This window comes from Pseudonocardia sp. TMWB2A (assembly GCF_017312135.1).
In genome coordinates, this window is record NZ_QKQY01000002.1 from 6,048,013 (window position 1) to 6,072,850 (window position 24,838).

A 24,838-nucleotide genomic window follows, 5' to 3' on the forward strand; every position below is an offset into this window, starting at 1 on the left:
GAACCTATACCGCGATCGCGTCGAGGCGTTCGCGCAGGAACGGCGCGGACACCACCGGCTCCAGCGCCGTCCGGCCGAGCGGCGGCGCCAGCGGCGTGACGACGGCATCGTGTTCCAGCTCGAAGAAGAACACCAGCGACACCAGGTCCTCGGCCGGGGCGTGGGCCTGCGGCGGCAGCACCCGGTGCCGTCCGGCCCGCCAGCGGTGCCCGGTCCAGTGCGCGAGCAGGTCGCCGACGTTCACCGTCAGCGCACCCGGGGTGTACGGCGCGTCGGTCCAGCCGTGCCCCTCGACGTCGACCTGCAGCCCGCCCGCCCCGGGCTCCCGGTCGAGCAGGGTGACGGTGCCGAAGTCGGTGTGCGGGCCGATCCGGAACTGCCCGGGCAGCGGTGTCCCGGTCTCGGTCATCGGCGGGTAGCGGTTGATGTTGAACGTCCACGTCGGGTGCGTCGCGAGGTCGCGGAGCGTCGACGGGGTCTGCCCGAGCGCACCCGCGCACAGCTCCAGCAGCGCCCCCGCGACGCGGGTCATCGCCGTGCAGTAGGCGGTCACCGCCTCCCGCAGCGCCGGGACCTGCGCCGGCCAGACGTTCGGCGGGAACCACACCGCGTCGACGTCCGCGTCACCGGTCGGCGCGAACGGCCCCACCGCGAAGGACTCCTTGAGGTCCGGCGGCGAGTCACCGCCCTCGACGCGGTCGTTGGCCTCGACGCCGGGGGGCAGCCACCCCCGCCCGCCGACGCCGACCGCGTAGCCGCGCTTGACCGGCTCGGGCAGCGCGAAGAAGTCCCGGGCGGCGGCCCGCACCGCCCACGCCGCGTCGTCCGGCACCCCGTGCCCGACGACCTGCAGGAAACCGGCCCGCTGCAACGCGGTGTCCACCGCGGCCGGGTCCGGCGCGGCCAGGTCCACGGTCGGGATGAGCGCGTTCACCGGGTCCCCCCACGCGTCGCGACGGCGGTGCGGCGCAGCAGCAGGGCGTAGAGCCCGGCCGAGAGCAGCAGCCCCACCAGGAAGGTCACGTCCCCGATCCCGGGCAGCAGCCGCGGCACCAGGCCGGTGAACAGCTCCTGGTTCGCGAACAGCAGCACCGACACCACGATGCCGACGGCCAGCGCGACCGGGCCCGCGTGGTTGCGGTGGGTGCGGTCGTAGAGCAGACCGGGGTCGGTCGGGCGCAGCCACTGGTCGGTGAGCACCACCCCGAGCCACGGCCCGACCCAGTACACGACGACCAGCAGGAACGCCTCGTACCCGGCCGCGGCGTCGCCGAGGGCGACCAGCGCGATCAGGAACCCGACCACGCCGAACGCCAGCGCGACGACGGCCCGCGCCCGCGCCAGCGGCACGTCGATGCCGAGCGCGAGGAACGCCATCGCCCCGGAGTAGACGTTGAGGACGTTCGCCGCGACCGCCCCCACCGCGATGGCGACCAGGGTCAGCACGGCCAGCCACCCGGGCAGCAGGCCGGTGTAGTTCGCGACCGGGTTGCCCGAGTCGAGCCCGGCCGCGGTCGCCGCCCCGACCGACGCCGCACCGACCGTCATGAGCACCGTGGTGGACAGGAACAGGCCGCCGCCCGCGGCGAGCCCGGTGGCCCGCGCCGACACCGAACGGGGCAGGTAGCGGGAGTAGTCCGCGGCGTAGGGGCTCCAGCCCGCCGAGTACCCGACGACGGCGCCGACGGTCAGCAGGAACCCACCGACCCCGCCCACCCCGTCCGGCGACGCGGCCGCCCCCGAGTCCGACGCGGCGAGCACCAGCACCGCCCCGATCCCGAGCACGACCGCGAGCAGCGGGAAGGCGAGCCGCTCGAACGCCTGCACCAGGTTGTGCCCGAAGAACGCGACGGCGACCTGGACGACGACCACCGCCACCAGCCAGGCGACCGTCCCGCCGCCGGTGATCGCCGACAGCGCGAAGGCGGCGCTGACGCTGTTCACCGCGAACCAGCCGAAGCCCGAGGTGATCGTCATCAGCGCGGCGGGCAGTGCGTTGCCGCGGTGGCCGAACGCGAGCCGCCCCAGCACCATCTGCGGCACCCCGGCGGCCGGTCCGCGGGCGGACAGGATCCCGTGGGCGAGCGCGGCGAGCAGGTTCCCGACGACGATCGCCGCGACCGCCGCGGGCACCGTCTGCCCGAACGCCGTCACCGACAGCACGCCGACGAAGATCGTCGCGAACTCCAGGTTCGGCGAGGTCCACGTCCAGAACAGCTGGCGGGGTCTGCCGTGCCGCTCGGAGTCCGGCACGGGCTCGGTGGAGCCGGGCTCGACGGCGACGATGCGGTCGCCGTACCCGCGGTCCGCGGCCGCGCCGACGGTGTTCTCGGTGGTCACCGCGCCACTGTGACCCGCGGACCGGGCGGGACGGAACCTCGGTAACCGACTGTTGACACGGGTTGCTCCGTCCGGCCCGTAGTCCTGCGGATTCCGCGGACGGGCCCGGTCCGCCACGATCGTCGGCATGCGGACGAACCTGAACGTGGCCCTGCAGGCCGGTGCCCTCCTGGCCTTCGCCGCCCTGCGGTTCACCGCGCCGGGGTGGTTCCTGATCATCCTGATCGTGACCCTGGTCGGCCCGGCCCTCCTGGCGGTCCCGACGGTGCTGTCGCTGACCGTGCTGCGACGCCGTGTGCTCGGCCCGGCGGTGGCCGCCCCGTTCGTCGCCTGCGCCGGGTTCCTGCTCGCCGGCGGGCTGCTGATGCCCGACTTCGGCGACACCGAGGACTCGGTGCGCGCCCCGCTGTCGGTGCTGCTGGAGGTCGCCGGGCTGTCCGCCGGGCCGACCGAGCCGCTGTACCTCCTCGGCTCGCTGGCCCTGACGGGCTGGTCGGTCTCGCTGGTCTGGCTGGTCGTGGCCCTGGCGCTCGACACCCGCCGGACGCACCGGGTCCCCGGGCCGCCGCACCCGGCCTGGGTGCGGCCGGTCTCCTGAGGCCGCTCGCCCCGTCCGCACCAGGACCGGTCGCACCGGGCGACCCAGTCGCGTTCGGACCGGTCGCGGCGCAGCGACACGGCCGCAGTGCGCGGGCCGCGTTCCGGACCGGATCGCGCCGGGGGCCGTTCAGCCCTCGCCCGGTACCCGGATCCGCCGGGTCCGCTCGGCGCGGGCGGCGAGCTCGTCGTCGGCGGGGTAGTCGACGCCGGTCAGCGACAGGCCGTGCGGCGGCGCGACGGTCACCTCGGAGGCGCGCAGCTCGCGGCGCAGCAGTCCCGCGGGCCAGTCGGCGGGCCTGCGCCCCCGGCCGACCTCGAACACCGCGCCGACCAGGCTGCGGACCATCGAGTGGCAGAACGCGTCCGCCGAGACCGCCGCGACCAGCACGCCCGGCTCGCCCGGCGCGGGCGACCAGTCGAAGCGCTGCAGCGCGCGCACGGTCGTCGCGCCCTCGCGGCGCTTGCAGAACGCGGCGAAGTCGTGCTCGCCCAGCAGCAGTGCCGAGGCGGCGTTCATCGGCTCCGGGTCCAGCGGGTACGGCCAGGCGACGGTCTCCCGCGCCCGCAGCGGCTCGGCGCCGAACGGGGCCGTGGTGACCCGGTAGCGGTAGTGCCTGCGCAGCGCGGAGAAGCGGGCGTCGAAGGCGTCGGGCACCCGCCCGAGGTCGTGCACCCGCACGTCGGGCGGGAGCAGCCGGTTCAGCCGCCGCAGCAGGCCGTCGACCTGCGGTGCGAGCGTCTCGGGGAGGTCGACGTGGCAGACCTGGCCGGACGCGTGCACCCCGGCGTCGGTGCGCCCGGCGACGGTGAGCCGCAGCGGGGTGCGCAGCACGGTCGACAGGGCCTCGGTGAGCACGCCCTGCACGGTGCGCCGGGTCGGCTGCTGGGCCCATCCGGAGAAGTCGGTGCCGTCGTAGGCGACGTCGAGCCGCAGCCGCACGGTGCCGGCCCCCGGGCCGGGGGCACCGGAAACGCCGACGAGCCCGCCGTCGATGACGGCGGGCTCGTCGGTGTGGTGCAGTCGGCTCAGGAGCCGGACTCCTTCTTGCCCTTGGAGTCCTCGGCGGCCTCGGACGCCTCGTCGGCGGCCTCCTCCGCGGCGGCAGCGGCGTCGACGGCCTTGTCGGCGGCCTCGGAACCCGGGGCCACCTCCTCGGCCTCGACCGCGGCGTCGACCGCCTTCTCGGCGGCCTCCTGTGCCTGGTCGGCGGCGGTGACCTCGGCCTCGGTGGCCTCGGTCGACTCGACCGTGGTGTCCTCGTCCGCGGCGGCCGGAGCGGCGGCCGCGGCCTGGGACGCGGCCGAACGACGGGCACGGTTCGCCTCGTCGGTGACCGTCTTCTGCTGGACCAGCTCGATGACCGCCATCGGGGCGTTGTCGCCCTTGCGCGGCATCGTCTTGGTGATCCGGGTGTAGCCACCGTTGCGGTCCGCGAAGAACGGGCCGATCTCGGTGACGAGGCGGTGCACGACCGACTTGTCGCGGATCACCTTCATGATCTCGCGCCGGTTGTGCAGGTCGCCGGCCTTGGCCTTGGTGATCAGCCGCTCCGCGTACGGACGCAGCCGCCGGGCCTTGGCCTCGGTGGTGGTGATCCGGCCGTGTTCGAACAGCGAGGTCGCCAGGTTGGCCAGGATCAGCCGCTGGTGCGCGGGCGACCCGCCGAGGCGGGCACCCTTGGTGGGCTGGGGCATGGCTACAACTGCTCCGTTTCTGCGTAGTCCTGACCGTCGTCACCGAAGGTGTCCGGGTCGAACCCGCTCCCACCGTCGACGCCGTAGTCGCTCGCCGCCGCCGACGGGTCGAACCCGGGCGGGCTGTCCTTGAGGGCCAGGCCGAGACCGACGAGCTTCATCTTGACCTCGTCGATCGACTTGGCGCCGAAGTTGCGGATGTCGAGCAGGTCCGCCTCGCTGCGGCCGACGAGCTCGCCGACCGTGTGGATGCCCTCGCGCTTGAGGCAGTTGTAGGACCGGACCGTGAGGTCCAGCTCCTCGATCGGCATCGCGAACGCCGCGATGGTGTCCGCCTCCTGCGGGGAGGGGCCGATCTCGATGCCCTCGGCGTCCACGTTCAGCTCGCGGGCCAGGCCGAACAGCTCGACCAGGGTCTTGCCGGCCGAGGCCAGCGCGTCCCGCGGGGTGATGGACGGCTTCGACTCGACGTCGAGGATGAGCTTGTCGAAGTCGGTGCGCTGCTCGACTCGCGTGGCCTCGACCTTGTAGGTCACCTTCAGCACCGGCGAGTAGATCGAGTCGACCGGGATACGGCCGATCTCGGCACCGGTGGCCTTGTTCTGCATCGCCGGGACGTACCCGCGACCGCGCTCGACGACGAGCTCGACCTCGAGCCGGCCCTTGTCGTTGAGCGAGGCGATGTGCAGGTCCGGGTTGTGCACGGTGACACCGGCGGGCGGGACGATGTCCCCCGCGGTGACCGCACCCGGGCCCTGCTTGCGCAGGTACATCGTCACCGGCTCGTCCTCCTCGGAGCTCACGACGAGCTCCTTGAGGTTGAGGATGATGTCGGTGACGTCCTCCTTGACCCCCGGCACGGTGGTGAACTCGTGCAGGACGCCGTCGATCCGGATGGACGTGACGGCGGCACCGGGGATCGACGACAGCAGCGTCCGGCGCAGGGAGTTACCGAGGGTGTAACCGAAGCCCGGCTCCAGCGGCTCGATGACGAACCGCGACCGGGTCTCGGTGACGACGTCCTCGGCCAGTGAGGGTCGCTGAGAGATCAGCATGGGTGTGTGCCTCCTTCGCACCTGCGACAACCGCTATTTGATGTCGCAGTGAGAACCGCCGCCCCTCCCTGCGGGGCGACGGCGTGTCGAGCTACTTCGAGTAGAACTCGACGATGAGCTGCTCGGTGACCTGGGTGTCGATCTGAGCGCGCTCGGGCAGCTGGTGGACCAGGATCCGCAGGGTCGACGGGACGACCTGCAGCCACGCCGGGACCGGGCGGTCGCCCTGGGTCTCCTTGGCGATGACGAACGGGTCGGTGTTCCGCGACTTGTCCTTGACGTCGATGATGTCGTAGCGCGACACCCGGTAACTGGGGATGTCGACCTTCTTCCCGTTGACCAGGAAGTGGCCGTGGTTCACCAGCTGACGGGCCATGCGCCGGGTGCGGGCGAGGCCCGCGCGGTACACGACGTTGTCGAGGCGCGACTCGAGGATCTGCAGCAGCTCGTCGCCGGTCTTGCCCTCCCGGCGGTGCGCCTCCTCGTAGTAGGCGCGGAGCTGCTTCTCCTGCAGGCCGTAGCCGAAGCGGGCCTTCTGCTTCTCCTGCAGCTGCAGGAGGTACTCGGTCTCCTTGATCCGGATCCGGCCGTGCTGGCCGGGCGGGTAGGGACGACGCTCGAACGCCTGGTCGCCGCCGACGAGGTCGGTCTTCAGTCGGCGGGACTTGCGGGTCATGGGGCCGGTGTAGCGAGCCATGGTGGTTCTCCCTTCCCCTAGACCCGGCGCCGCTTGGGCGGACGGCAGCCGTTGTGCGGCTGCGGGGTCACGTCGGAAATGGTGCCGACCTCGAGGCCGGCTGCCTGCAGCGAGCGGATCGCCGTCTCGCGGCCCGAGCCCGGGCCCTTGACGAAGACGTCGCACTTCTTCATGCCGTGGTCCATCGCCTTGCGGGCGGCGTTCTCGGCGGCCAGCTGCGCGGCGAACGGCGTCGACTTGCGCGAGCCCTTGAGGCCGACGTGCCCGGACGAGGCCCAGGCGATGACGGCACCGGTCGGGTCGGTGATCGACACGATCGTGTTGTTGAACGTGGACTTGATGTGGGCGTGACCGTGCGCGACGTTCTTCTTCTCGCGACGGCGGACCTTCTTGGGTCCGGCACCCTGACGTGCGCGGGGCGGCATTACTTCTTACCTGCCTTCTTCTTACCGGCGACGGTCTTCTTCGGGCCCTTGCGGCCGCGCGCGTTGGTCTTCGTGCGCTGGCCGCGGACCGGAAGGCCGCGACGGTGACGGATGCCCTGGTACGAACCGATCTCGATCTTCCGGCGGATGTCCGCCTGGATCTCACGGCGCAGGTCACCCTCGACCTGCAGGTTCGCCTCGATGTACTCGCGGAGCTTGCTGACGTCCTCGTCGGTCAGGTCCTTCGACCGGAGGTCGGGGCTCAGCGCCGTGGCCTCGAGGATCTCCTTGGACCGGGTCCGTCCGACCCCGAAGATGTAGGTGAGCGCGATCTCCAACCGCTTTTCGCGGGGGAGGTCGACGCCGGCAACACGTGCCATGCGGCGTTGTCTCCTTGTTGTCGTCCCAGGTCTTCCCGATGCCCGTCCCGTTCCGCCGCTGAGCTGAACGGGCCCCGGCCTGGTTCCGGGGGTACTACCGGGCCCGTGTGGCCCGGCAGGTGCATCGGGGGCTTCTGCTGCGCGATCAGAGGATCGCGACCGGTACCGCTCTGCTCAGCCCTGGCGCTGCTTGTGGCGCAGGTTCGAGCAGATCACGATGATCCGGCCGTGGCGGCGGATCACCTGGCACTTGTCGCAGATCTTCTTGACGCTCGGCTTGACCTTCACGTCGTCTGCCTCTGTGTGTCGTTCTTGTGGGTCTCGCGACCGACCGTGGTGGAGCTGGTCGTCACTTGTAGCGGTAGACGATGCGGCCGCGGCTGAGGTCGTAGGGCGACAGCTCGACGACCACCCGGTCCTCCGGAAGGATCCGGATGTAGTGCTGGCGCATCTTCCCGCTGATGTGCGCGAGAACCCGGTGGCCGTTCTCCAGCTCCACCCGGAACATCGCGTTCGGCAGGGGTTCGACGACCCGGCCCTCGACCTCGATCGCCCCGTCCTTCTTGGCCATGTCCTCCGCTATCCGTGACAGGTGTCGGTTGCCCCGGTCGACAGCGGTGCCGACGACCGGTTCGGCGCGCGCGGACGGAGCCGGACCGGGAACACTGTGGGATACACGGAGCACACGGAGCGGACGTCACAGGACGCGCCGATGGTCCAGTGTACGGAGGCCGTGCGAGGCCGGTGCAGGCGGGGGTGACGGGCGTGGTAGACGCCCGGGAGGCCGACGGTAACGGACCGACCCGGTCACGGACCAGTACCTGCGCGGAGCGCGTCGGGTACCGGTGGCGCGGGGCTCAGGCGCCGGGGCGGTCCGGTGCGCCGGCGGGCGCGGTCAGCAGCCACGGCCCGTCCTCGGTGACGGCGACGGTGTGCTCCCAGTGCACGGCCCGGCCGCCCGCCGCGGTGACGACCGTCCAGCCGTCCTCGAGCTCCAGGGTGTCCGGGTCCCCCGCGACGAGCATCGGCTCGACGGCCAGGGCCATGCCCGGGCGCAGCCGCGGCCCCTTGCCCGGCTCGCCGTGGTTGGGCAGGAACGGGTCCATGTGCATCGAGGTGCCGATGCCGTGGCCGCCGTACTCGGCGACGATCCCGTAGTCGGCGCGGTCGGCCAGCGCCGCGGACCGGCACGCCTCCTGGATGGCGTAGGAGACGTCGGTCAGCCGGGCCCCGTCGCGGACGGCGAGGATCCCCGCCTCCATCGCGCCGCGGCAGGCCGCGGACAGGGCGAGGTCCTCCGGCGACACGTCCCCGACGGCGATGGTCACCGCGGAGTCGCCGTGCCAGCCCTCGACGATCGCGCCGCAGTCCACCGAGATCAGGTCTCCCTCGGCGAGCACCTGCTTCGGCGACGGGATGCCGTGCACGATCTGCTCGTTCACCGAGGCGCAGATGCTCGCCGGGAAACCGTGGTAGCCGAGGAACGAGGGGACGCCGTTGCCGTCGCGGATCGTCTGCTCGGCGAGCGCGTCGAGCTCCGCCGTGCTGACACCGGGCTTCGCGTGCTCGGTGACCGCGGCCAGCGTGGCCGCGACCAGCGCGCCCGCCACCCGCATCGCCTCGAGCTGACCGTGGGTCTTGAGCTCGATGTCCCGACCCCGGTAGCGGGCGATGGCCCCGCGGATGCCGCCGCGACCGTTCATGTGTCCGTCCCTCGGTTCCCCGCCGTGGCGCCGGTGGTGCCGGCGCCGACCGGGTCTCAGCCGTTGCGGTTGTGCAGCGCCGAGAAGACCCGGTCGGTGATCTCGTCGATCTCGCCGACGGCGTCGATCGTGACCAGCCGGTCACGGTAGTGGTCCAGCAGCGGAGCGGTCTCCTCGCGGTAGACCCGCTGCCGGTTGCGGATGGTGTCCTCGTTGTCGTCGCTGCGGCCGCGGCCGAGCAGCCGCTGCACGACGACCTCGTCGTCGACGTCGAACTGGACGACGGCGTCGAGCTCCAGGCCCTTGTCGGACAGGATCTCCTCGAGGGAGCCCGCCTGGGCCACGTTGCGCGGGAAGCCGTCGAGGATGAAGCCGCCTGCCGTGTCGGCGTCGCCGAGCCGGTCGCGCACCATCCCGACGGTCACCTCGTCGGGGACGAGGTCCCCGGCGTCCATGTAGCGCTTCGCCTCGCGACCGAGCTCGGTCTCGTCACGCAGGTTCGCCCGGAACAGGTCCCCGGTCGAGATGTGCGGGACGTCGAGCCGCTTGGCCATCTGCTCAGCCTGGGTCCCCTTGCCGGCACCGGGCGGTCCCACCAGAACGAGTCGCACGAGAACCCGACCTCCTGAAGTCTTGTCGTCCATGGCGCCGGCGTCCTCGCCGGCACACGATGCCCGAGGCACCACGATCGGGGCCGGGGCCCCGCACCGGGGTTCCCGCTCGGCCACGTTCCGGCGAGCCTAACGCAGGAAACCCTCGTAGTTCCGCTGCATGAGCTGGCTCTCGATCTGCTTCAGGGTGTCGAGGCCCACGGTGACCATGATCAGCACGGCCGTGCCGCCGAACGGGAAGTTCTGGTTCTGGCCGCTGCCGGTGATCCCGAGGAAGAAGTTCGGGAGCACCGCGATGAGGCCCAGGTAGAGCGATCCCGGCAGCGTGATGCGGCTGAGCACGAAGTTCAGGTACTCCGCGGTGGGCCGCCCCGGGCGGATGCCCGGAATGAAGCCGCCGTACTTCTTCATGTCCTCGGCGCGCTCGTCGGGGTTGAACGTGATGCCGACGTAGAAGTACGTGAAGAAGATGATCAGTGCTACGTACAACACGATGTGCACGGGATTGGACTGATCGACGAGATAGGTCTGCACGAACTGCTGGAACCAGCCGCCGTCGTTCCCGGCGAGCCGGGCGACCAGGTCGGGCAGGTAGAGCAGCGAGCTACCGAAGATCACCGGCACGACACCGGCCTGGTTGACCTTCAGCGGCAGGTAGGTCGAGGTGCCGCCGTACATCCGGCGGCCGACCATGCGCTTGGCGTACTGCACCGGGATCCGGCGCTGGCCGTTCTCCACGAACACGACGCTGGCGATGATCGCGAGACCGAAGACGCAGACGCCGGCGAAGACCAGGCCGCCGGAGTTCTCCAGGATCAGCCGGCCCTCGGCGGGGATGCGGTGCGCGATGGAGGCGAAGATCAGCAGCGACATGCCGTTGCCGATGCCGCGCTCGGTGACCTGCTCGCCCAGCCACATCACCAGCGTGGTCCCGGCGACCATGACGATCACGATGACGATCAGGGTGAAGACCGACGAGTCCGGGATGATCGGCAGCGCACAGCCCTGGAACAGCTGACCGCGCTCGGCCAGCGCCACGAAGCCGGTGGCCTGCAGCACCGCGATACCGATCGTCAGGTACCGCGTGTACTGCGTGAGCTTGGCCTGGCCGGACTGGCCTTCCTTCTTCAGCTGCTCGAACCGCGGGATGACGACCTGCAGCAGCTGCACGATGATGCTCGCGGTGATGTAGGGCATGATGCCCAGCGCGAAGATCGACAGCTGGAGCAGTGCCCCGCCGGAGAACAGGTTGATCAGGGAGTAGACGCTGGCGTTGTCGCCGCCCTCGACCTGACGGACACATTCCTGGATGTTGGGGTACGACACCCCCGGCGAGGGGATGTTCGCCCCGAGCCGGTACACCGCCACGATCGCCAGCGTGAAGAGGATCTTCTTGCGGAGATCCGGCGTGGTCAGGGCCGCCCGGACTGCGCTGAGCACTCGGTGATCCTCCTACGACGTCGGCGGCCCGACACCGCCTGCGCCGGCCCCTGAGGGGTCGGCCGGGTTGGTCGACGCGCGTTCCGCGCCTCGCGGGACACCCGGGCCGGTGTGTACCGGCGGGGGCTGCGCGCCCACGGGGCGCGCCAGGTAATCGGTGGACACTCGGTCCGGAAGTGACTGTAACAGCGGCCCGGAAACGCCTCGGCGCCGCCCACGGGCCCGGTCCACCTGGGGTGGAGCGGGCGCCACGGACGGCGCCGGGGGACGTGCGGTGGGGCCTACAGCTCGGAGACCGAGCCGCCGGCCGCCGAGATCTTCTCGCGCGCGGACGCGGAGAACTTGTGGGCCTTCACGGTCAGGGCGACGCCCGAGAGCTCGCCCTCGCCGAGGACCTTCACGAGCTGGTTCTTGCGAACCGCGCCCGCCTCGACCAGCTCGGCCGGACCGACCTCGCCACCCTTCGGGAACAGGGTGGCCAGCTCGCCGACGTTCACGACCTGGTACTCGACCTTGAAGCGGTTCTTGAAGCCCTTGAGCTTCGGGAGCCGCATGTGCAGCGGCATCTGCCCGCCCTCGAAGCGCGGGGACACCGTCTTGCGGGCCTTGGTGCCCTTGGTACCGCGACCGGCGGTCTTGCCCTTGGAGCCCTCACCGCGACCCACACGGGTCCGCGCCTTCTTCGAGCCCGGGGCCGGCCGCAGGTCGTGGAGCTTGATGACGGAGTTCTCGTTCTCGCTCACGACTGCACCTCCTCCACGGTCACGAGGTGGCGCACGGTGTGGACGTAACCGCGGGTCTGCGGGTCCGCCTCACGCACCACCGACTGCCGGATCTTGCGCAGGCCGAGCGAGCGCAGCGTGTCGCGCTGGTTCTGCTTGCAGCCGATCCGGCTCTTCACCTGGGTGATCTTCCACGTGGCCATGTCGCTCACACCTTCGCCGCGTCGGCCTCGGCGCGCTGGCGCATCATGCTCGCCGGGGCGACGTCCTCCAGCGGCAGGCCGCGGCGGGCCGCGACCTCCTCCGGACGCTGCACCGACTTCAGCGCCGCCACCGTGGCGTGCACGATGTTGATGGCGTTGTCGGAGCCGAGGGACTTGGACAGGATGTCCGAGATCCCCGCGCACTCCAGCACCGCGCGGACCGGGCCGCCGGCGATGACACCGGTACCCGGGGAGGCCGGGCGCAGCATGACGACGCCGGCGGCGGCCTCACCCTGCACGCGGTGCACGATCGTGCCGCCGATGCGGGGGACGCGGAAGAAGTTCTTCTTCGCCTCCTCCACGCCCTTGGCGATCGCGGCCGGCACCTCCTTGGCCTTGCCGTAGCCGACGCCCACCAGGCCGTCACCGTCGCCGACGATCATCAGCGCGGTGAAGCTGAACCGGCGGCCGCCCTTGACGACCTTGGCCACGCGGTTGATCGTGACCAGCCGCTCGATGTACGGGGTCTTGTCCTGGGCCGCCCCGCCACGGCCACCGTCCCGGCGGTCCCGGTTGTTGCGGTTGTCGTTCCCACCGCTGCCGCCCGGGGCTCCGCCGTCACGCCGCGTACGTCCCGGCATCAGACAGTCCCTTCGATCTTCTCGGTCTGGTTCATCAGAACTCCAGGCCTCCCTCGCGGGCGGCGTCGGCCAGGGCCGCGATGCGGCCGTGGTAGGCCAGCCCGCCGCGGTCGAACACGACCGTGGAGATGCCCGCCTCCTTGGCCCGGGCGGCGATGAGCTCGCCGACCTTGGCCGCCTTGGCCTTCTTGTCGCCCTCGACGCCACGCACCTCGGCGTCCAGCGAGGAGGCGAAGGCCAGCGTGTGGCCCGCCAGGTCGTCGATCAGCTGGACGGTGATGTGCCGCGAGGAGCGGTTGACCGCCAGCCGCGGACGCACCGGCGTCCCGGAGATCTTCTTCCGGAGCCGGGCGTGCCGGCGGATGCGCGAGTCGCGGCGCTTGCGCGCCACCTGGGACGCCATCCGGCGGCGGGCGGAACCCGACACCGTCTCGTTCGTCTCGGCCATCACTTACCCGTCTTTCCGACCTTGCGGCGGACCTGCTCGCCGGCGTACCGCACACCCTTGCCCTTGTACGGGTCGGGGCGGCGCAGCTTCCGGATGTTGGCAGCGGTCTCGCCGACCAGCTGCTTGTCGATGCCGGAGACCGAGAACCGGGTCGGCGACTCGACCGCGAAGGTGATGCCCTCCGCCGGCTCGATGACGACCGGGTGCGAGAAGCCCAGGGCGAACTCGAGGTTCTGCCCCTTCAGCTGCACGCGGTAACCCACGCCGTGGATCTCCAGCTTCTTCTCGTAGCCGGCGCTGACGCCGACCACGATGTTGTTGACGAGGGAGCGGGTCAGGCCGTGGTAGGCCCGCACCTCACGCTCCTCGTTCGGGCGCTTCACCAGCACCGTGCCGTCGTCGTCACGCTCGATCGTGATCGGCTCGACAGCGGTGTGCGACAGGGTGCCCTTGGGGCCCTTCGCGGTGACCGTGCGGCCGTCGATGGTGATCTCCACGCCCGACGGGACGGTGATGGGCAGCTTTCCGATGCGCGACATCGTTCGTTACCCCTCTCTCACCAGACGTAGGCGAGGACTTCCCCGCCCACGCCGCTCCGGTAGGCCTGCTGGTCGGTCATCAGACCCTGAGAGGTCGAGATGATCGCGATGCCGAGGCCACCCAGGACCCGCGGCAGGTTCGTCGACTTCGCGTACACACGCAGACCGGGCTTGGACACCCGGCGCAGACCGGCGACGCTGCGCTCGCGGTTGCGGCCGTACTTCAGCTCGACGACCAGGGACTTGCCGACCTCGGCGTCCTCGGTGTGGTGTGCCGCGATGTAGCCCTCCTTCTGAAGGATCTCCGCAATGGCGACCTTCAGCTTCGAGTGGGGCATCACGACGCGGTCGTGGTAGGCCGAGTTCGCGTTCCGCAGACGGGTCAACATGTCTGCGATCGGATCGGTCATCGTCATGGTGTCTGTCTCTTTCCCGCCGTGGTTCCTCGTACCGGCGCGGCGCCCCTGTGCGGGGCACCGCACCGGTGCGGGCCTGCGGCGATCGGATCCGCTGCCCCGCGGACGCGGGGCGGTCGGATCACCAGCTGGACTTGCTCACACCCGGCAGCTCGCCGGCGTGCGCCATGTCTCGCAGGCACACGCGGCAGAGGCCGAACTTGCGGAACACGGCACGCGGCCGGCCGCACTTGTTGCAGCGGGTGTAACCCCGCACGGCGAACTTCGGCTTCGCGTTCGCCTTGTTGATGAGCGCCTTCTTCGCCATTCGCTCAGCTCTCCTTGAACGGGAAGCCCAGGTGGCGCAGCAGCGCCCGGCCCTCGGCGTTCGTGGTCGCGGTGGTCACGACCGTGATGTCCATGCCCCGCGGCCGGTCGATGGAGTCCGGGTCGATCTCGTGGAACATCGACTGCTCGTTCAGGCCGAACGTGTAGTTGCCACGCCCGTCGAACTGGTTGCCCTCGAGGCCGCGGAAGTCGCGGATACGGGGCAGCGCGATGGTCAGGAGACGGTCGAGGAACTCCCACATCCGGTCGTTGCGGAGGGTCACCTTCGCACCGATCGGCATGCCCTCGCGCAGCTTGAACTGCGCGATGGACTTGGTGGCGCGACGCAGCTGCGGCTTCTGGCCGGTGATGGTGGCCAGGTCCCGCAGCGCACCGTCGATCAGCTTCGAGTCGCGGGCGGCGTCACCGACACCCATGTTCACCACGACCTTGGTCAGGCCGGGGATCTGCATGACGTTGGTGTAGCCGAACTCCTCGCGGAGCTTGTCGAGCATCTCGTCGCGGTACCGCTGCTTGAGCCTCGGCAGGGTCTTCTCAGCCGTGGTCATCTCAGATCTCCTTCCCGTTGCGCCTGGAGATCCGGACGCGGCGGGTGGTGCCGTCCTCGCCCTCGACGGCCTTCTTGCCGATACGGGTCGGCTTGCCGTCGGAGTCGCACACCATCACGTTCGAGACGTGGATGGCGGCCTCCTGGGTGACGATCCCGCCGCTCTCGGCCCCGCGCTGGTTCTGGCTGATCCGGGTGTGCTTCTTGATCCGGTTCACGCCCTCGACCAGCACGCGCTGGCGCTCCGGGTAGGCCGCGATGACCTTGCCCCGTGCACCCTTGTCCTTGCCGGCGATCACCAGAACGGTGTCGCCCTTCTTGACCTTCATCTTCGCCTTCATGTCAGAGCACCTCCGGGGCCAGGGAGATGATCCTCATGAACTTGCGGTCGCGCAGCTCGCGCCCGACCGGGCCGAAGATACGGGTCCCCCGAGGTCCGTTGTCCGCCTTGATCAGCACGGCGGCGTTCTCGTCGAAACGGATGTAGCTGCCGTCGGGACGGCGCTTCTCCTTCTTGGTGCGCACGATGACCGCCTTGACGACGTCACCACGCTTCACGCCGGCGCCGGGGATGGCCTCCTTGACCGTGGCGACGATGACGTCGCCGATCCCGGCGTAGCGCCGCGCGGAGCCGCCCAGCACCCGGATGCACAGGATCTCCTTGGCACCGGTGTTGTCGGCGACGCGCAGCCGCGACTCCTGCTGGATCACTTCGACTCCTACTTGGCCTTCTCGAGGATCTCCACCAGCCGCCAGCGCTTGGTCGCCGACAGCGGACGGGTCTCCATGAGGCGGACACGGTCGCCGATACCGGCGGTGTTCCCCTCGTCGTGCGCCTTGACCTTGCTGGTCCGGCGGATGACCTTGCCGTACAGGGGGTGCTTCACCCGGTCCTCGAGGGAGACGACGATCGTCTTCTCCATCTTGTCGGACACGACCAGGCCCTCGCGGACCTTGCGCTCCCCGCGCTCGTCGTTCTTCTGCTCGTCGCTCACGCCGCGCCCTCGCTCTCGGTCGGTGCGGCGGAAAGGCCGAGCTCACGCTCGCGCATCACGGTGTAGCACCGCGCGATGTCGTGACGGACGGCCCGCAGCCGCCGGTTGTTGTCCAGCTGCCCGGTGGCCATCTGGAAGCGGAGGTTGAACAGCTCCTCCTTGGCCTCCCGGACACGCACGACCAGCTCCTCGTCGGAGAGCTCGCGCAGCTCGGCGGCCTTGGTGTTGCCACTGCTCGCCATCAGATGTCACCACCCTCACGGGACACGATCCGGCACTTCATGGGCAGCTTGTGGATCGCACGGGTCAGGGCCTCGTGCGCCACCTCGCGGTTCGGGAAGCTCATCTCGAAGAGCACCCGGCCCGGCTTGACGTTCGTGACCCACTTCTCGGGCGAACCCTTACCGGAACCCATGCGGACCTCGGCCGGCTTCTTGGTCATCGGGATGTCCGGGAAGACGTTGATCCAGATCTTCCCGCCACGACGGATGTGCCGGTTGATCGCGATACGCGCCGACTCGATCTGCCGGTTGGACACGTAGGCCGGCTCCAGCGCCTGGATGCCCCAGTCGCCGAAGGTGACCGCGGTACCACCGCTGGCCATGCCCTTGCGCTTGGGACGGTGCTGCTTGCGGTGCTTGACCTTGCGTGGGATCAGCATCGGTCAGCTCTCCCCACCGTTGCTCTGGTTCTCACCGGAGGCCGGGGCCTCGGCGGTCGCCGTCGCGGCGCCGCCGGCCTGGCCCGCGCTCTGCGCGGCACGCCCGGCCTCGGTGCTGGTCGCAGTGGTGCCCGAGGCACCGGAACGGCGCCGGGCCGGACGCTCGCGGCGCGGGCCGCGGCCCGGGGCCTCGGCGGCGGCCGGGACGCCCTCGCGGCGGCCACCGACGACGTCGCCCTTGTAGATCCAGACCTTCACGCCGATGCGGCCGAAGGAGGTCCGGGCCTCGAACAGGCCGTAGTCGATGTCGGCACGCAGCGTGTGCAGCGGGACCCGACCCTCGCGGTAGAACTCCGACCGCGACATCTCGGCACCGCCGAGGCGGCCCGAGCACTGGACCCGGATGCCCTTGACCTGCGGGCTGCGCATGGCCGACTGGATGGCCTTGCGCATCGCACGCCGGAAGGCGACCCGGTTCGACAGCTGCTCGGCGACGCCCTGGGCGACGAGCTGCGCGTCGGACTCGGAGTTCTTGACCTCGAGGATGTTCAGCTGGACCTGCTTCTTGGTCAGCTTCTCGAGGTTGCCCCGGATCCGGTCGGCCTCCGCGCCACGACGGCCGATCACGATGCCCGGACGCGCGGTGTGGATGTCCACCCGCACGCGGTCCCGGGTGCGCTCGATCTCGACCTTGGAGATGCCGGCCCGCTCCATGCCCTTGGAGAGCATGCGGCGGATCTCGACGTCCTCCTTGACGTACTCGGAGTACTGCTTGTCGGCGTACCAGCGCGACTTCCAGTCCGTGGTGATGCCCAGGCGGAAGCCGTGCGGGTTGATCTTCTGCCCCATCAGCGGGCCCTCCCCTTCGCACCACGACGGCCGGCCTTCTGCGGAACCGACTCGACCTCGATGGTGATGTGGCTCGTCCGCTTGCGGATGCGGTACGCACGCCCCTGGGCGCGCGGCCGGATCCGCTTCAGCGTCGGGCCCTCGTCGACCATCGCCACGGCGACCACGAGGGTCTCCGGGTCCAGGTCCAGGTTGTTCTCGGCGTTGGCCGCGGCGCTCGCCACGACCTTCGCGACGGGCTCCGCCGCGGCCTGCGGCGAGAACCGCAGGATCGCCAGCGCCTCGTCGACCGGCAGGCCGCGGACCAGGTCCACGACACGACGGGTCTTCGTCGGCGAGCTGCGGACGAACCGCGCCACGGCGCGCGCACGAGTCGGCTCGAGCGCAGCGCCGGTGGTCTCGGCAGTGGTCTCTGCCATTTTCTCCACCTCTCCTAGTCGCTACTCGGGCCGGCTACTAGCGCCGACGCGCCTTGCGGTCGTCCTTGATGTGGCCCCGGAAGGTCCGGGTGGGGGCGAACTCGCCCAGCTTGTGACCGACCATCGAGTCGGACACGAACACCGGGACGTGCTTGCGGCCGTCGTGCACGGCGATGGTGTGACCGATCATGTCCGGGATGATCGTGGACCGACGGGACCACGTGCGGATGACGGTCTTCTTGCCGGACTCGTTGAGGACGTCCACCTTCTTGAGCAGGTGGTCGTCCACGAAGGGGCCCTTCTTCAGGCTGCGCGGCATGTCTTACCTCCCTGCTCAGCGCTTCTTGCCGGTACGACGCCGGCGGACGATCAACTTGTCGGACGGCTTGCTCTTGCGGGTACGGCCCTCGGGCTTGCCCGCCGGGTTCACCGGGTGGCGACCACCGGAGGTCTTGCCCTCACCACCACCGTGCGGGTGGTCCACCGGGTTCATGACGACACCACGGACGGTCGGGCGCTTGCCCTTCCACCGCATACGGCCGGCCTTACCCCAGTTGATGTTGGCGTGCTCCGAGTTGCCCACCTCGCCGACGGTGGCGCGGCAGCGCACGTCGACGTAGCGGATCTCGCCGGAGGGCATCCGCAGCTGCGCGTAGGGCCCGTCCTTGGCGACCAGCTGGACGCCGACACCGGCCGAGCGCGCGATCTTGGCGCCGCCACCGGGGCGGAGCTCGATCGCGTGCACCACGGTGCCCGTCGGGATGTTGCGCAGCGGCAGGTTGTTACCCACCTTGATGTCGGCCCGGGGACCGTTCTCGATCTTGTCGCCCTGCTTGAGCTTCGCCGGCGCGATGATGTAGCGCTTCTCGCCGTCGGCGTAGTGCAGCAGTGCGATCCGCGAGGTGCGGTTCGGGTCGTACTCGATGTGCGCGACCTTCGCCGGCACGCCGTCCTTGTCGTTACGACGGAAGTCGATCAGACGGTAGGCGCGCTTGTGTCCGCCACCCTGGTGACGGGTGGTGATCCGCCCGTGCGCGTTGCGGCCGCCCTTGTTGTGCAGCGGGCGCAGCAGCGACTTCTCGGGGGTGTCCCGGGTGATCTCGGCGAAGTCCGACACGCTCGAGCCACGACGGCCCGGGGTGGTCGGCTTGTACTTACGAATGGCCATGGGTCAGCTCGCTCCCTCAGCTCGCCGGGCCACCGAAGACGTCGATCGACTTGCTCTCCTCGGAGAGCGTGACGATCGCGCGCTTGGTGTCCTTGCGCTTGCCGTAGCCGGTGCGGGAGCGCTTGCGCTTGCCCGGGCGGTTCAGCGTGTTCACGCTGGTCACCTTGACCCCGAACACCTTCTCCACGGCGATCTTGATCTGGGTCTTGTTCGCGTCCGGTGCCACGACGAAGGTGTACTGGCGCTCGTCGAGCAGCCCGTAGCTCTTCTCCGAGACGACCGGCGCGAGCAGCACGTCCCGCGGGTCCGTGATCACTTGTCGGCCTCCTCAGCGCGGCGGCCGGCAGCCTTCGGCTTCGCGATCGGGCCGGCCAGGAACTCGTCCAGCGCCGCCTGCGTGAACAGCACGACGTCGTTGACGAGCACGTCGTGGGTGTTCAGCTGGTCGGGCGCGATCAGGTGGACCTGCGGCAGGTTGCGCAGGCTCAGCAGGGCGTTCTCCGCGGAACGCTCGACGACCGCGAGCACCCGGCGGGCGTCGGGCACGACGGCCTCGATCGCCTTGCGGGCGGCCTTGGTCGACGGCGCGTCGCCCTCGGAGAAGGCGGACACGACGTGCACGGCGCCGGCGCGGGCCCGGTCGGAGAGGGCGCCACGCAGGGCGGCGGCCTTCATCTTCTTCGGGGTCCGCTGCGAGTAGTCGCGGGGCGTCGGGCCGTGGACGATGCCACCACCGGCGAACTGCGGCGCGCGGATCGAGCCCTGACGGGCGCGACCGGTGCCCTTCTGCCGGTACGGCTTCTTGCCACCGCCGCGGACCTCGCCGCGACCCTTCACGTCGTGCGTGCCCTGACGCGCGGCGTTGAGCTGCGCGGTCACCACCTGGTGCATGAGGGCGATGTTCGCCGTCACGTCGAAGACGTGGTCCGGCAGCTCGACGCTGCCGCCGGCGGAACCCTCGGGGGTCTTGATCTGCACGGTGCTCACTTGCCATCACCCTTCGCGGGGGTCTTCACCACGACGAGGCCACCGCGCGGACCGGGGACGGCGCCCTTGACGAGCAGCAGCCCGCGCTCGGCGTCCACCCGGTGGACCTTCAGGTTCTGCGTGGTCTGGCGGTCGGAACCCATCCGGCCGGCCATCCGCACACCCTTGAACACGCGGCCCGGGGTGGCGCAGCCGCCGATGGAGCCCGGCGAACGGTGCTTGCGCTGCGTGCCGTGCGAGGCGCCCAGGCCCTTGAACCCGTGGCGCTTCATGACACCGGCGAAGCCCTTGCCCTTGGTCACGCCCACCACGTCGACCTCGGCCACCTCGGCGAACGCCTCGACGGTGACCTCCTGGCCGGTGGTGTACTCGGCGGCGTCGGAGGTGCGGAGCTCCAGGACGTGGCGACGGGGGGTGACGCCGGCCTTGGCGAAGTGGCCGGACTCCGGCTTGTTCACCTTGCGCGGGTCGATGGCCCCGTAGGCCAGCTGGACGGCGGTGTAGCCGTCGGTCTCCTGCGAGCGCACCTGCGTCACGACGTTCGGCCCGAGCTGGACCACGGTGACCGGCACGATGCGGTTGTTCTCGTCGAACAACTGGGTCATCCCGAGCTTGGTGCCCAGGAGGCCGGTGACCTTCTTCGTCTGCTTGGTGGCAGTCGTCTTCTTGAATGCAGCAGTCATCGTCTCCACCCCGCCGTCACTGAATGTTGACGTCGACGCTCGCCGGCAGGTCGATGCGCATGAGCGCGTCGACCGTCTTGGGCGTCGGGTCGAGGATGTCGATGAGTCGCTTGTGCGTGCGCATCTCGAAGTGCTCGCGCGAGTCCTTGTACTTGTGCGGCGAGCGGATGACGCAGTACACGTTCTTCTCGGTAGGCAGCGGCACGGGGCCGACGACCCGGGCACCGGTACGCGTCACGGTCTCCACGATCTTGCGAGCAGACGCGTCGATTGCCTCGTGGTCATAGGCCTTGAGCCTGATGCGGATCTTCTGTCCCGCCATGGTCGTCGGTCGTCCTCTTCTTCCTGCCGCGGGGGTGTCGCGGTTCGGCCCCGTAAGAACTCGCGCCGTGCTGCCACCGGATGTCCGGCGGGCCGGCTGCGGCCCGTGCTCTGTTCAGGTCTCTGTCGGCCCGGAGTCGCGCGTCCAGTTCCCTGGAGCACTCGTCCTGCCGGGGCTCTCCGGTCCACGAGGTCGGGCGTGTCGCGCCCTACCCGCATGGTTATGCCCGGGTCACCGCGTCCCACCCCCATCTGGGGCGGGCATGTCGCTCGGAATCTCCCCGGTGGCGCGGCGGACCGCGGAACCGGGGCTGACAACGAACATGGCGCGTGGTACGCGACCCCTGGACTACCGGAGACCGGGAACAGAGGCGGCGCTTCCACGCGCCATGCTCATCGTGCAACCCGTCAAGGATGACACACCGCTGTGCGGCACCCTCGACCGGGGGGGTGGGTAACGGAGCCGCCCCCAGGGGGACGGCCCCGACACGTCACGCGTTGATCTTGGTGACCTGGCCGGCGCCCACGGTGCGGCCACCCTCACGGATGGCGAACTGCAGGCCCTCCTCCATGGCGATCGGCTGGATCAGCTGAACGCTCATGGTGGTGTTGTCACCCGGCATGACCATCTCGGTGCCCTGCGGGAGGGTCACGACGCCGGTCACGTCGGTCGTCCGGAAGTAGAACTGCGGACGGTAGTTGTTGAAGAACGGGGTGTGACGGCCGCCCTCGTCCTTGCCCAGGATGTACACCTGGCCCTCGAACTCGGTGTGCGGGGTGATCGAACCCGGCTTCACGACGACCTGGCCGCGCTCCACGTCCTCACGCTTGATACCGCGCAGGAGCAGACCGACGTTCTCGCCGGCGCGACCCTCGTCGAGGATCTTGCGGAACATCTCGACACCGGTGACGGTGGTCGAGGTCTTGTTCGGCCGGATACCGACGATGTCGACGGTCTCGTTGACCTTGACGATGCCGCGCTCGATACGGCCGGTGACGACCGTGCCGCGACCGGTGATCGTGAAGACGTCCTCGACGGGCATGAGGAACGGCTTCTCGATGTCGCGCTCGGGCTCCGGGATGGCCTCGTCGACCGCGTCCATGAGCTCGACGATGGCCTCGGCCCACTTGTCGTCGCCCTCGAGCGCCTTCAGCGCCGAGACGCGCACGATCGGGAGGTCGTCGCCCGGGTAGTCCTGAGCCGACAGCAGCTCGCGGACCTCCATCTCGACGAGCTCCATGATCTCCTCGTCGTCGACCATGTCCGCCTTGTTCAGGGCGACGACGATGTACGGCACGCCGACCTGACGCGCGAGCAGCACGTGCTCACGGGTCTGGGGCATCGGGCCGTCGGTCGCGGCGACCACCAGGATCGCGCCGTCCATCTGGGCGGCACCGGTGATCATGTTCTTCACGTAGTCGGCGTGCCCGGGGCAGTCGACGTGCGCGTAGTGCCGCTTCTCGGTCTGGTACTCGACGTGCGCGATCGAGATGGTGATACCGCGCTGGCGCTCTTCCGGCGCCTTGTCGATCATGTCGAACGCCGAAGCCTCGTTGAGGTTCGGGAACTTGTCGTGCAGAACCTTGGTGATGGCCGCCGTCAGCGTGGTCTTGCCGTGGTCGATGTGACCGATGGTGCCGATGTTGACGTGCGGCTTGGTCCGCTCGAACTTCGCCTTCGCCACTGCTGGGTCCTCCTGGACTCGTGTCTGTACTCCGCCGTGCTGACGGCAGGTCTGTGGGTGTCGGGTGGTGCGGGCCGCGGACCTTACCGATCCGCGGACCGCACCCTCCGAGCAGGTCGGGCACTGGGGCCCGCCCCGGGGAGCTCTTACTCGCCCGTGGCCTTCGCGATGATCTCCTTCGCCACGTTCGCCGGAACCTCGGCGTAGGAGTCGAAGACCATCGTGTAGTTCGCCCGGCCCTGGGTCCGCGACCGCAGGTCGCCGACGTAGCCGAACATCTCGGACAGCGGCACGGTCGCCTTCACGACACGGGCACCGGCCCGCTCCTCCATGGCCTGGATCTGGCCGCGGCGGGAGTTCAGGTCGCCGATGACGTCACCCATGTAGTCCTCGGGCGTCATCACCTCGACGGCCATCATCGGCTCGAGGATGGCGGGGCTCGCCTTGCGGGCCGCCTCCTTGAACGCCATCGAACCGGCGACCTTGAAGGCCATCTCCGAGGAGTCGACCTCGTGGTACTGACCGTCCAGCAGCGTGAGCTTCACACCGACGACGGGGTAGCCGGCCTGGATGCCGTACTGCATGGCGTCCTGGGCACCGGCGTCGACCGACGGGATGTACTCCCGCGGGACACGGCCACCGGTGACCTTGTTCTCGAACTCGTACAGCGCACCGTCACCGCTGGTGAGCGGCTCGAGCTTGATGATGACGCGGGCGAACTGGCCCGAACCACCGGTCTGCTTCTTGTGCGTGTACTCGAACTTCTCGACGGCCTTCTTGATGGTCTCCCGGTAGGCCACCTGCGGCTTACCGATGTTGGCCTCGACCTTGTAGTCGGACTTCATCCGGTTGACCAGCACCTCGAGGTGCAGCTCGCCCATGCCGGCGATGATGGTCTGGCCGGTCTCGTCGTCCAGGGAGACCTGGAACGTCGGGTCCTCCTCCGCCAGCTTCTGGATCGCCAGCGAGAGCTTCTCCTGGTCCGCCTTCGACTTGGGCTCGACGGCGACCTGGATGACCGGGTCCGGGAAGGTCATCGACTCGAGGACGATCGGGTTCTGCGGGTCGCAGAGCGTGTCGCCGGTGGTCGTGTCCTTCAGACCGATGACCGCGTAGATGTGGCCGGCCACGGCCTCGTCGACCGGGTTCTCCTTGTTGGAGTGCATCTGGAAGAGCTTCCCGATGCGCTCCTTCCGGTCCTTGGTCGAGTTGATGACCTGGGCGCCGGCGGCGACCTGACCCGAGTACACCCGGATGTAGGTCAGCTTGCCGAAGAACGGGTGCGCGGCGATCTTGAAGGCGAGGGCCGAGAACGGCTCGTCCTTCGACGGCTTGCGGCTCGCCGGCGTCTCGCCGTCGGTGAGGAAACCCTCGACCGGCGGCACGTCGTACGGCGACGGCAGGTAGTCGATCACCGCGTCCAGCATCGGCTGGACGCCCTTGTTCTTGAAGGCCGAGCCGCAGAGGACCGGGTAGGCGGCGCGGTTGGTCACCAGCGCGCGGACACCGGTCTTGATCTGCTCGGTCGTCAGGTCCTCGCCACCGAGGTAGAGCTCCATGAGCTCGTCGTCGGTCTCGGCGACGGCCTCGACGAGCGCCGTGCGGTACTCCTCGGCCTTGGCCTGGAGGTCCGCCGGAATGGCCTCGACGGTGTAGTCCTCGCCCTTGGCGACCTCGCCGCGCCAGGTGAGCGCGCGCATCTCGACCAGGTCGACGACACCGATGAAGTCGTTCTCGGAGCCGATCGGGATCTGGAGCGGGAGCGGGGTCGCGTTCAGGCGATCCTTGATCGTCTGAACGGTGAAGTAGAAGTCCGCGCCCAGCTTGTCCATCTTGTTGACGAAGCAGATGCGGGGGACGTCGTACTTGGTGGCCTGCCGCCAGACCTGCTCGGACTGCGGCTCGACCCCCTCCTTGCCGTCGAAGACCGCGACCGCGCCGTCGAGCACCCGCAGGGACCGCTCCACCTCGACGGTGAAGTCGACGTGCCCGGGGGTGTCGATGATGTTGATCTGGTGGTTCTTCCAGAAGCAGGTCGTCGCGGCCGACGTGATCGTGATGCCGCGCTTCTGCTCCTCCTCCATCCAGTCCATGGTGGCGGCGCCGTCGTGCACCTCGCCGAGCTTGTAGTTGATCCCCGTGTAGTACAGGATCCGCTCGGTCGTGGTCGTCTTACCGGCGTCGATGTGGGCCATGATGCCGATGTTGCGGACCTTGGTGAGGTCCGTCAGCACGTCCTGTGCTGCCACTGCTCAGCTCTCCCTGGATCGCGAGTTGGCGC

37 protein-coding genes are annotated in these 24,838 nt (G+C 69.9%); 1 reads left to right on the top strand and 36 read right to left on the bottom strand.

The features are described from left to right. Window positions 1-4: 4 nt before the first annotated feature. Together DMP17_RS42710 and DMP17_RS42715 are read right to left on the bottom strand one after the other, a co-directional pair. Window positions 5-934 carry an isopenicillin N synthase family dioxygenase gene (locus DMP17_RS42710; protein WP_337832484.1) on the bottom strand — a complete coding sequence of 310 codons (930 nt, stop codon included), beginning with the start codon at window positions 932-934 and terminating at the stop codon, window positions 5-7. After that, the gene (locus tag DMP17_RS42715) at window positions 931-2,340 is read right to left on the bottom strand and encodes a purine-cytosine permease family protein (RefSeq protein WP_337832485.1); all 1,410 of its coding nucleotides are present in this window, start codon (window positions 2,338-2,340) and stop codon (window positions 931-933) included. Before DMP17_RS42715 ends, DMP17_RS42710 begins: the two co-directional genes overlap by 4 nt. Window positions 2,341-2,467: 127 nt before the next feature. Here DMP17_RS42715 and DMP17_RS42720 point away from each other — a divergent pair, with 127 nt between their 5' ends. Then, window positions 2,468-2,938, top strand: a complete 471-nt coding sequence (locus DMP17_RS42720; protein WP_226353821.1) for a hypothetical protein — start codon at window positions 2,468-2,470, stop codon at window positions 2,936-2,938. Between the two features lie 129 nt (window positions 2,939-3,067). On the opposite strand, the gene truA is transcribed toward DMP17_RS42720, so the two are convergent. The 34 genes from truA to fusA all read right to left on the bottom strand — a co-directional run bounded on the left by truA (window position 3,068) and on the right by fusA (window position 24,806). Further along, entirely contained in the window at window positions 3,068-3,874 is an 807-nt protein-coding gene (gene truA, locus DMP17_RS42725) for a tRNA pseudouridine(38-40) synthase TruA (protein ID WP_337832813.1), read from the bottom strand. A 92-nt stretch (window positions 3,875-3,966) separates the two neighbouring features. Continuing rightward, on the bottom strand, window positions 3,967-4,635 hold the full coding sequence (gene rplQ / locus DMP17_RS42730) for a 50S ribosomal protein L17 (RefSeq protein ID WP_337832486.1): 669 nt from the start codon (window positions 4,633-4,635) through the stop codon (window positions 3,967-3,969). Between the two features lie 2 nt (window positions 4,636-4,637). After that, window positions 4,638-5,690, bottom strand: coding sequence for a DNA-directed RNA polymerase subunit alpha (locus DMP17_RS42735; protein WP_062397812.1), 1,053 nt, complete (start codon window positions 5,688-5,690; stop codon window positions 4,638-4,640). Between the two features lie 91 nt (window positions 5,691-5,781). Further along, the gene (gene rpsD / locus DMP17_RS42740) at window positions 5,782-6,387 is read right to left on the bottom strand and encodes a 30S ribosomal protein S4 (protein ID WP_060710555.1); all 606 of its coding nucleotides are present in this window, start codon (window positions 6,385-6,387) and stop codon (window positions 5,782-5,784) included. A 17-nt stretch (window positions 6,388-6,404) separates the two neighbouring features. Next, entirely contained in the window at window positions 6,405-6,812 is a 408-nt protein-coding gene (rpsK, locus tag DMP17_RS42745; protein ID WP_020622915.1) for a 30S ribosomal protein S11, read from the bottom strand. After that, on the bottom strand, window positions 6,812-7,192 hold the full coding sequence (gene rpsM, locus DMP17_RS42750) for a 30S ribosomal protein S13 (protein WP_020622916.1): 381 nt from the start codon (window positions 7,190-7,192) through the stop codon (window positions 6,812-6,814). Before rpsM ends, rpsK begins: the two co-directional genes overlap by 1 nt. 174 nt (window positions 7,193-7,366) lie before the next feature. After that, window positions 7,367-7,480 (bottom strand): 50S ribosomal protein L36, encoded by a 114-nt coding sequence (rpmJ, locus tag DMP17_RS42755; protein WP_020622917.1) that lies wholly within the window; start codon window positions 7,478-7,480, stop codon window positions 7,367-7,369. Window positions 7,481-7,541: 61 nt separating this feature from the next. Next, the gene (gene infA / locus DMP17_RS42760) at window positions 7,542-7,763 is read right to left on the bottom strand and encodes a translation initiation factor IF-1 (RefSeq protein ID WP_010228514.1); all 222 of its coding nucleotides are present in this window, start codon (window positions 7,761-7,763) and stop codon (window positions 7,542-7,544) included. Between the two features lie 286 nt (window positions 7,764-8,049). Further along, window positions 8,050-8,895 (bottom strand): type I methionyl aminopeptidase, encoded by an 846-nt coding sequence (gene map, locus DMP17_RS42765; protein ID WP_073576462.1) that lies wholly within the window; start codon window positions 8,893-8,895, stop codon window positions 8,050-8,052. Between the two features lie 56 nt (window positions 8,896-8,951). Further along, window positions 8,952-9,506: an adenylate kinase gene (locus DMP17_RS42770; RefSeq protein ID WP_337832487.1), complete on the bottom strand. Its 555-nt coding sequence runs from the start codon at window positions 9,504-9,506 to the stop codon at window positions 8,952-8,954. A 129-nt stretch (window positions 9,507-9,635) separates the two neighbouring features. Continuing rightward, a complete protein-coding gene (gene secY / locus DMP17_RS42775) occupies window positions 9,636-10,946 on the bottom strand; it encodes a preprotein translocase subunit SecY (RefSeq protein WP_073576464.1) in 1,311 nt (436 codons plus the stop codon). A 281-nt stretch (window positions 10,947-11,227) separates the two neighbouring features. Beyond that, window positions 11,228-11,689 (bottom strand): 50S ribosomal protein L15, encoded by a 462-nt coding sequence (gene rplO / locus DMP17_RS42780; protein ID WP_226353824.1) that lies wholly within the window; start codon window positions 11,687-11,689, stop codon window positions 11,228-11,230. Then, window positions 11,686-11,871 (bottom strand): 50S ribosomal protein L30, encoded by a 186-nt coding sequence (gene rpmD / locus DMP17_RS42785; protein ID WP_062403786.1) that lies wholly within the window; start codon window positions 11,869-11,871, stop codon window positions 11,686-11,688. Before rpmD ends, rplO begins: the two co-directional genes overlap by 4 nt. Before the next feature lie 5 nt (window positions 11,872-11,876). Continuing rightward, a complete protein-coding gene (gene rpsE, locus DMP17_RS42790) occupies window positions 11,877-12,512 on the bottom strand; it encodes a 30S ribosomal protein S5 (RefSeq protein WP_062397823.1) in 636 nt (211 codons plus the stop codon). 34 nt (window positions 12,513-12,546) lie between these two features. Next, window positions 12,547-12,960, bottom strand: coding sequence for a 50S ribosomal protein L18 (gene rplR / locus DMP17_RS42795; RefSeq protein WP_280118285.1), 414 nt, complete (start codon window positions 12,958-12,960; stop codon window positions 12,547-12,549). Next, complete coding sequence (gene rplF, locus DMP17_RS42800; protein WP_226353825.1) at window positions 12,960-13,499, bottom strand: 50S ribosomal protein L6; 540 nt, start codon at window positions 13,497-13,499, stop codon at window positions 12,960-12,962. Before rplF ends, rplR begins: the two co-directional genes overlap by 1 nt. A 17-nt stretch (window positions 13,500-13,516) precedes the next feature. Further along, on the bottom strand, window positions 13,517-13,915 hold the full coding sequence (gene rpsH, locus DMP17_RS42805; RefSeq protein WP_062397829.1) for a 30S ribosomal protein S8: 399 nt from the start codon (window positions 13,913-13,915) through the stop codon (window positions 13,517-13,519). A 121-nt stretch (window positions 13,916-14,036) separates the two neighbouring features. Then, window positions 14,037-14,222 (bottom strand): type Z 30S ribosomal protein S14, encoded by a 186-nt coding sequence (locus tag DMP17_RS42810; protein ID WP_020622927.1) that lies wholly within the window; start codon window positions 14,220-14,222, stop codon window positions 14,037-14,039. Window positions 14,223-14,226: 4 nt separating this feature from the next. Then, window positions 14,227-14,790, bottom strand: coding sequence for a 50S ribosomal protein L5 (rplE, locus tag DMP17_RS42815; protein ID WP_226353827.1), 564 nt, complete (start codon window positions 14,788-14,790; stop codon window positions 14,227-14,229). A gap of 1 nt (window position 14,791) precedes the next feature. Beyond that, complete coding sequence (gene rplX / locus DMP17_RS42820; RefSeq protein WP_062403788.1) at window positions 14,792-15,118, bottom strand: 50S ribosomal protein L24; 327 nt, start codon at window positions 15,116-15,118, stop codon at window positions 14,792-14,794. 13 nt (window positions 15,119-15,131) lie between these two features. Next, entirely contained in the window at window positions 15,132-15,500 is a 369-nt protein-coding gene (gene rplN / locus DMP17_RS42825; RefSeq protein WP_010228481.1) for a 50S ribosomal protein L14, read from the bottom strand. Between the two features lie 8 nt (window positions 15,501-15,508). Next, window positions 15,509-15,784, bottom strand: coding sequence for a 30S ribosomal protein S17 (rpsQ, locus tag DMP17_RS42830; RefSeq protein WP_062397834.1), 276 nt, complete (start codon window positions 15,782-15,784; stop codon window positions 15,509-15,511). Next, window positions 15,781-16,026: a 50S ribosomal protein L29 gene (rpmC, locus tag DMP17_RS42835; protein WP_020622931.1), complete on the bottom strand. Its 246-nt coding sequence runs from the start codon at window positions 16,024-16,026 to the stop codon at window positions 15,781-15,783. Before rpmC ends, rpsQ begins: the two co-directional genes overlap by 4 nt. Next, the gene (rplP, locus tag DMP17_RS42840) at window positions 16,026-16,445 is read right to left on the bottom strand and encodes a 50S ribosomal protein L16 (RefSeq protein ID WP_020622932.1); all 420 of its coding nucleotides are present in this window, start codon (window positions 16,443-16,445) and stop codon (window positions 16,026-16,028) included. The genes rpmC and rplP overlap by 1 nt, the downstream gene beginning before the upstream one ends. Before the next feature lie 3 nt (window positions 16,446-16,448). Continuing rightward, the gene (gene rpsC / locus DMP17_RS42845) at window positions 16,449-17,294 is read right to left on the bottom strand and encodes a 30S ribosomal protein S3 (protein WP_020622933.1); all 846 of its coding nucleotides are present in this window, start codon (window positions 17,292-17,294) and stop codon (window positions 16,449-16,451) included. Then, window positions 17,294-17,713 carry a 50S ribosomal protein L22 gene (rplV, locus tag DMP17_RS42850; RefSeq protein ID WP_062397838.1) on the bottom strand — a complete coding sequence of 140 codons (420 nt, stop codon included), beginning with the start codon at window positions 17,711-17,713 and terminating at the stop codon, window positions 17,294-17,296. The genes rpsC and rplV overlap by 1 nt, the downstream gene beginning before the upstream one ends. Before the next feature lie 37 nt (window positions 17,714-17,750). After that, window positions 17,751-18,032: a 30S ribosomal protein S19 gene (rpsS, locus tag DMP17_RS42855; RefSeq protein WP_062397841.1), complete on the bottom strand. Its 282-nt coding sequence runs from the start codon at window positions 18,030-18,032 to the stop codon at window positions 17,751-17,753. Window positions 18,033-18,047: 15 nt separating this feature from the next. Beyond that, entirely contained in the window at window positions 18,048-18,881 is an 834-nt protein-coding gene (rplB, locus tag DMP17_RS42860) for a 50S ribosomal protein L2 (RefSeq protein ID WP_062397843.1), read from the bottom strand. Window positions 18,882-18,897: 16 nt separating this feature from the next. Then, complete coding sequence (gene rplW, locus DMP17_RS42865) at window positions 18,898-19,197, bottom strand: 50S ribosomal protein L23 (protein ID WP_062397845.1); 300 nt, start codon at window positions 19,195-19,197, stop codon at window positions 18,898-18,900. Next, entirely contained in the window at window positions 19,194-19,868 is a 675-nt protein-coding gene (rplD, locus tag DMP17_RS42870; RefSeq protein ID WP_226353828.1) for a 50S ribosomal protein L4, read from the bottom strand. Before rplD ends, rplW begins: the two co-directional genes overlap by 4 nt. Further along, window positions 19,865-20,551 (bottom strand): 50S ribosomal protein L3, encoded by a 687-nt coding sequence (rplC, locus tag DMP17_RS42875; protein ID WP_051050086.1) that lies wholly within the window; start codon window positions 20,549-20,551, stop codon window positions 19,865-19,867. Before rplC ends, rplD begins: the two co-directional genes overlap by 4 nt. 16 nt (window positions 20,552-20,567) lie before the next feature. Further along, entirely contained in the window at window positions 20,568-20,873 is a 306-nt protein-coding gene (gene rpsJ / locus DMP17_RS42880; protein WP_003938093.1) for a 30S ribosomal protein S10, read from the bottom strand. 490 nt (window positions 20,874-21,363) lie between these two features. Beyond that, on the bottom strand, window positions 21,364-22,557 hold the full coding sequence (gene tuf / locus DMP17_RS42885) for an elongation factor Tu (protein ID WP_062397848.1): 1,194 nt from the start codon (window positions 22,555-22,557) through the stop codon (window positions 21,364-21,366). Between the two features lie 146 nt (window positions 22,558-22,703). Next, on the bottom strand, window positions 22,704-24,806 hold the full coding sequence (gene fusA, locus DMP17_RS42890) for an elongation factor G (protein ID WP_308253048.1): 2,103 nt from the start codon (window positions 24,804-24,806) through the stop codon (window positions 22,704-22,706). Between the last annotated feature and the right edge of the window lie 32 nt (window positions 24,807-24,838).

What these genes read in the sequence shown, in the direction of transcription:
- rplF (WP_226353825.1), bottom strand. Translation starts at nt 13,499, where the DNA reads ATGTCGCGCATCGGAAAGCTGCCCATCACCGTCCCGTCGGGCGTGGAG.
- rplX (WP_062403788.1), bottom strand. Translation starts at nt 15,118, where the DNA reads ATGAAGGTCAAGAAGGGCGACACCGTTCTGGTGATCGCCGGCAAGGAC.
- rplR (WP_280118285.1), bottom strand. Translation starts at nt 12,960, where the DNA reads ATGGCCGAGACGAACGAGACGGTGTCGGGTTCCGCCCGCCGCCGGATG.
- rpsE (WP_062397823.1), bottom strand. Translation starts at nt 12,512, where the DNA reads ATGCCGGGACGTACGCGGCGTGACGGCGGAGCCCCGGGCGGCAGCGGT.
- rpsH (WP_062397829.1), bottom strand. Translation starts at nt 13,915, where the DNA reads ATGACGATGACCGATCCGATCGCAGACATGTTGACCCGTCTGCGGAAC.
- rpsK (WP_020622915.1), bottom strand. Translation starts at nt 6,812, where the DNA reads ATGCCGCCCCGCGCACGTCAGGGTGCCGGACCCAAGAAGGTCCGCCGT.
- map (WP_073576462.1), bottom strand. Translation starts at nt 8,895, where the DNA reads ATGAACGGTCGCGGCGGCATCCGCGGGGCCATCGCCCGCTACCGGGGT.
- DMP17_RS42810 (WP_020622927.1), bottom strand. Translation starts at nt 14,222, where the DNA reads ATGGCGAAGAAGGCGCTCATCAACAAGGCGAACGCGAAGCCGAAGTTC.
- rpsS (WP_062397841.1), bottom strand. Translation starts at nt 18,032, where the DNA reads ATGCCGCGCAGCCTGAAGAAGGGCCCCTTCGTGGACGACCACCTGCTC.
- rpsJ (WP_003938093.1), bottom strand. Translation starts at nt 20,873, where the DNA reads ATGGCGGGACAGAAGATCCGCATCAGGCTCAAGGCCTATGACCACGAG.
- rpsM (WP_020622916.1), bottom strand. Translation starts at nt 7,192, where the DNA reads ATGGCACGTGTTGCCGGCGTCGACCTCCCCCGCGAAAAGCGGTTGGAG.
- DMP17_RS42720 (WP_226353821.1), top strand. Translation starts at nt 2,468, where the DNA reads ATGCGGACGAACCTGAACGTGGCCCTGCAGGCCGGTGCCCTCCTGGCC.
- rplP (WP_020622932.1), bottom strand. Translation starts at nt 16,445, where the DNA reads ATGCTGATCCCACGCAAGGTCAAGCACCGCAAGCAGCACCGTCCCAAG.
- infA (WP_010228514.1), bottom strand. Translation starts at nt 7,763, where the DNA reads ATGGCCAAGAAGGACGGGGCGATCGAGGTCGAGGGCCGGGTCGTCGAA.
- rplE (WP_226353827.1), bottom strand. Translation starts at nt 14,790, where the DNA reads ATGACCACGGCTGAGAAGACCCTGCCGAGGCTCAAGCAGCGGTACCGC.
- rplV (WP_062397838.1), bottom strand. Translation starts at nt 17,713, where the DNA reads ATGGCAGAGACCACTGCCGAGACCACCGGCGCTGCGCTCGAGCCGACT.
- rplC (WP_051050086.1), bottom strand. Translation starts at nt 20,551, where the DNA reads ATGACTGCTGCATTCAAGAAGACGACTGCCACCAAGCAGACGAAGAAG.
- rplQ (WP_337832486.1), bottom strand. Translation starts at nt 4,635, where the DNA reads ATGCCCCAGCCCACCAAGGGTGCCCGCCTCGGCGGGTCGCCCGCGCAC.
- rplB (WP_062397843.1), bottom strand. Translation starts at nt 18,881, where the DNA reads ATGGCCATTCGTAAGTACAAGCCGACCACCCCGGGCCGTCGTGGCTCG.
- rpsD (WP_060710555.1), bottom strand. Translation starts at nt 6,387, where the DNA reads ATGGCTCGCTACACCGGCCCCATGACCCGCAAGTCCCGCCGACTGAAG.
- DMP17_RS42735 (WP_062397812.1), bottom strand. Translation starts at nt 5,690, where the DNA reads ATGCTGATCTCTCAGCGACCCTCACTGGCCGAGGACGTCGTCACCGAG.
- rpmD (WP_062403786.1), bottom strand. Translation starts at nt 11,871, where the DNA reads ATGGCCACGTGGAAGATCACCCAGGTGAAGAGCCGGATCGGCTGCAAG.
- rpmC (WP_020622931.1), bottom strand. Translation starts at nt 16,026, where the DNA reads ATGGCGAGCAGTGGCAACACCAAGGCCGCCGAGCTGCGCGAGCTCTCC.
- rpsC (WP_020622933.1), bottom strand. Translation starts at nt 17,294, where the DNA reads ATGGGGCAGAAGATCAACCCGCACGGCTTCCGCCTGGGCATCACCACG.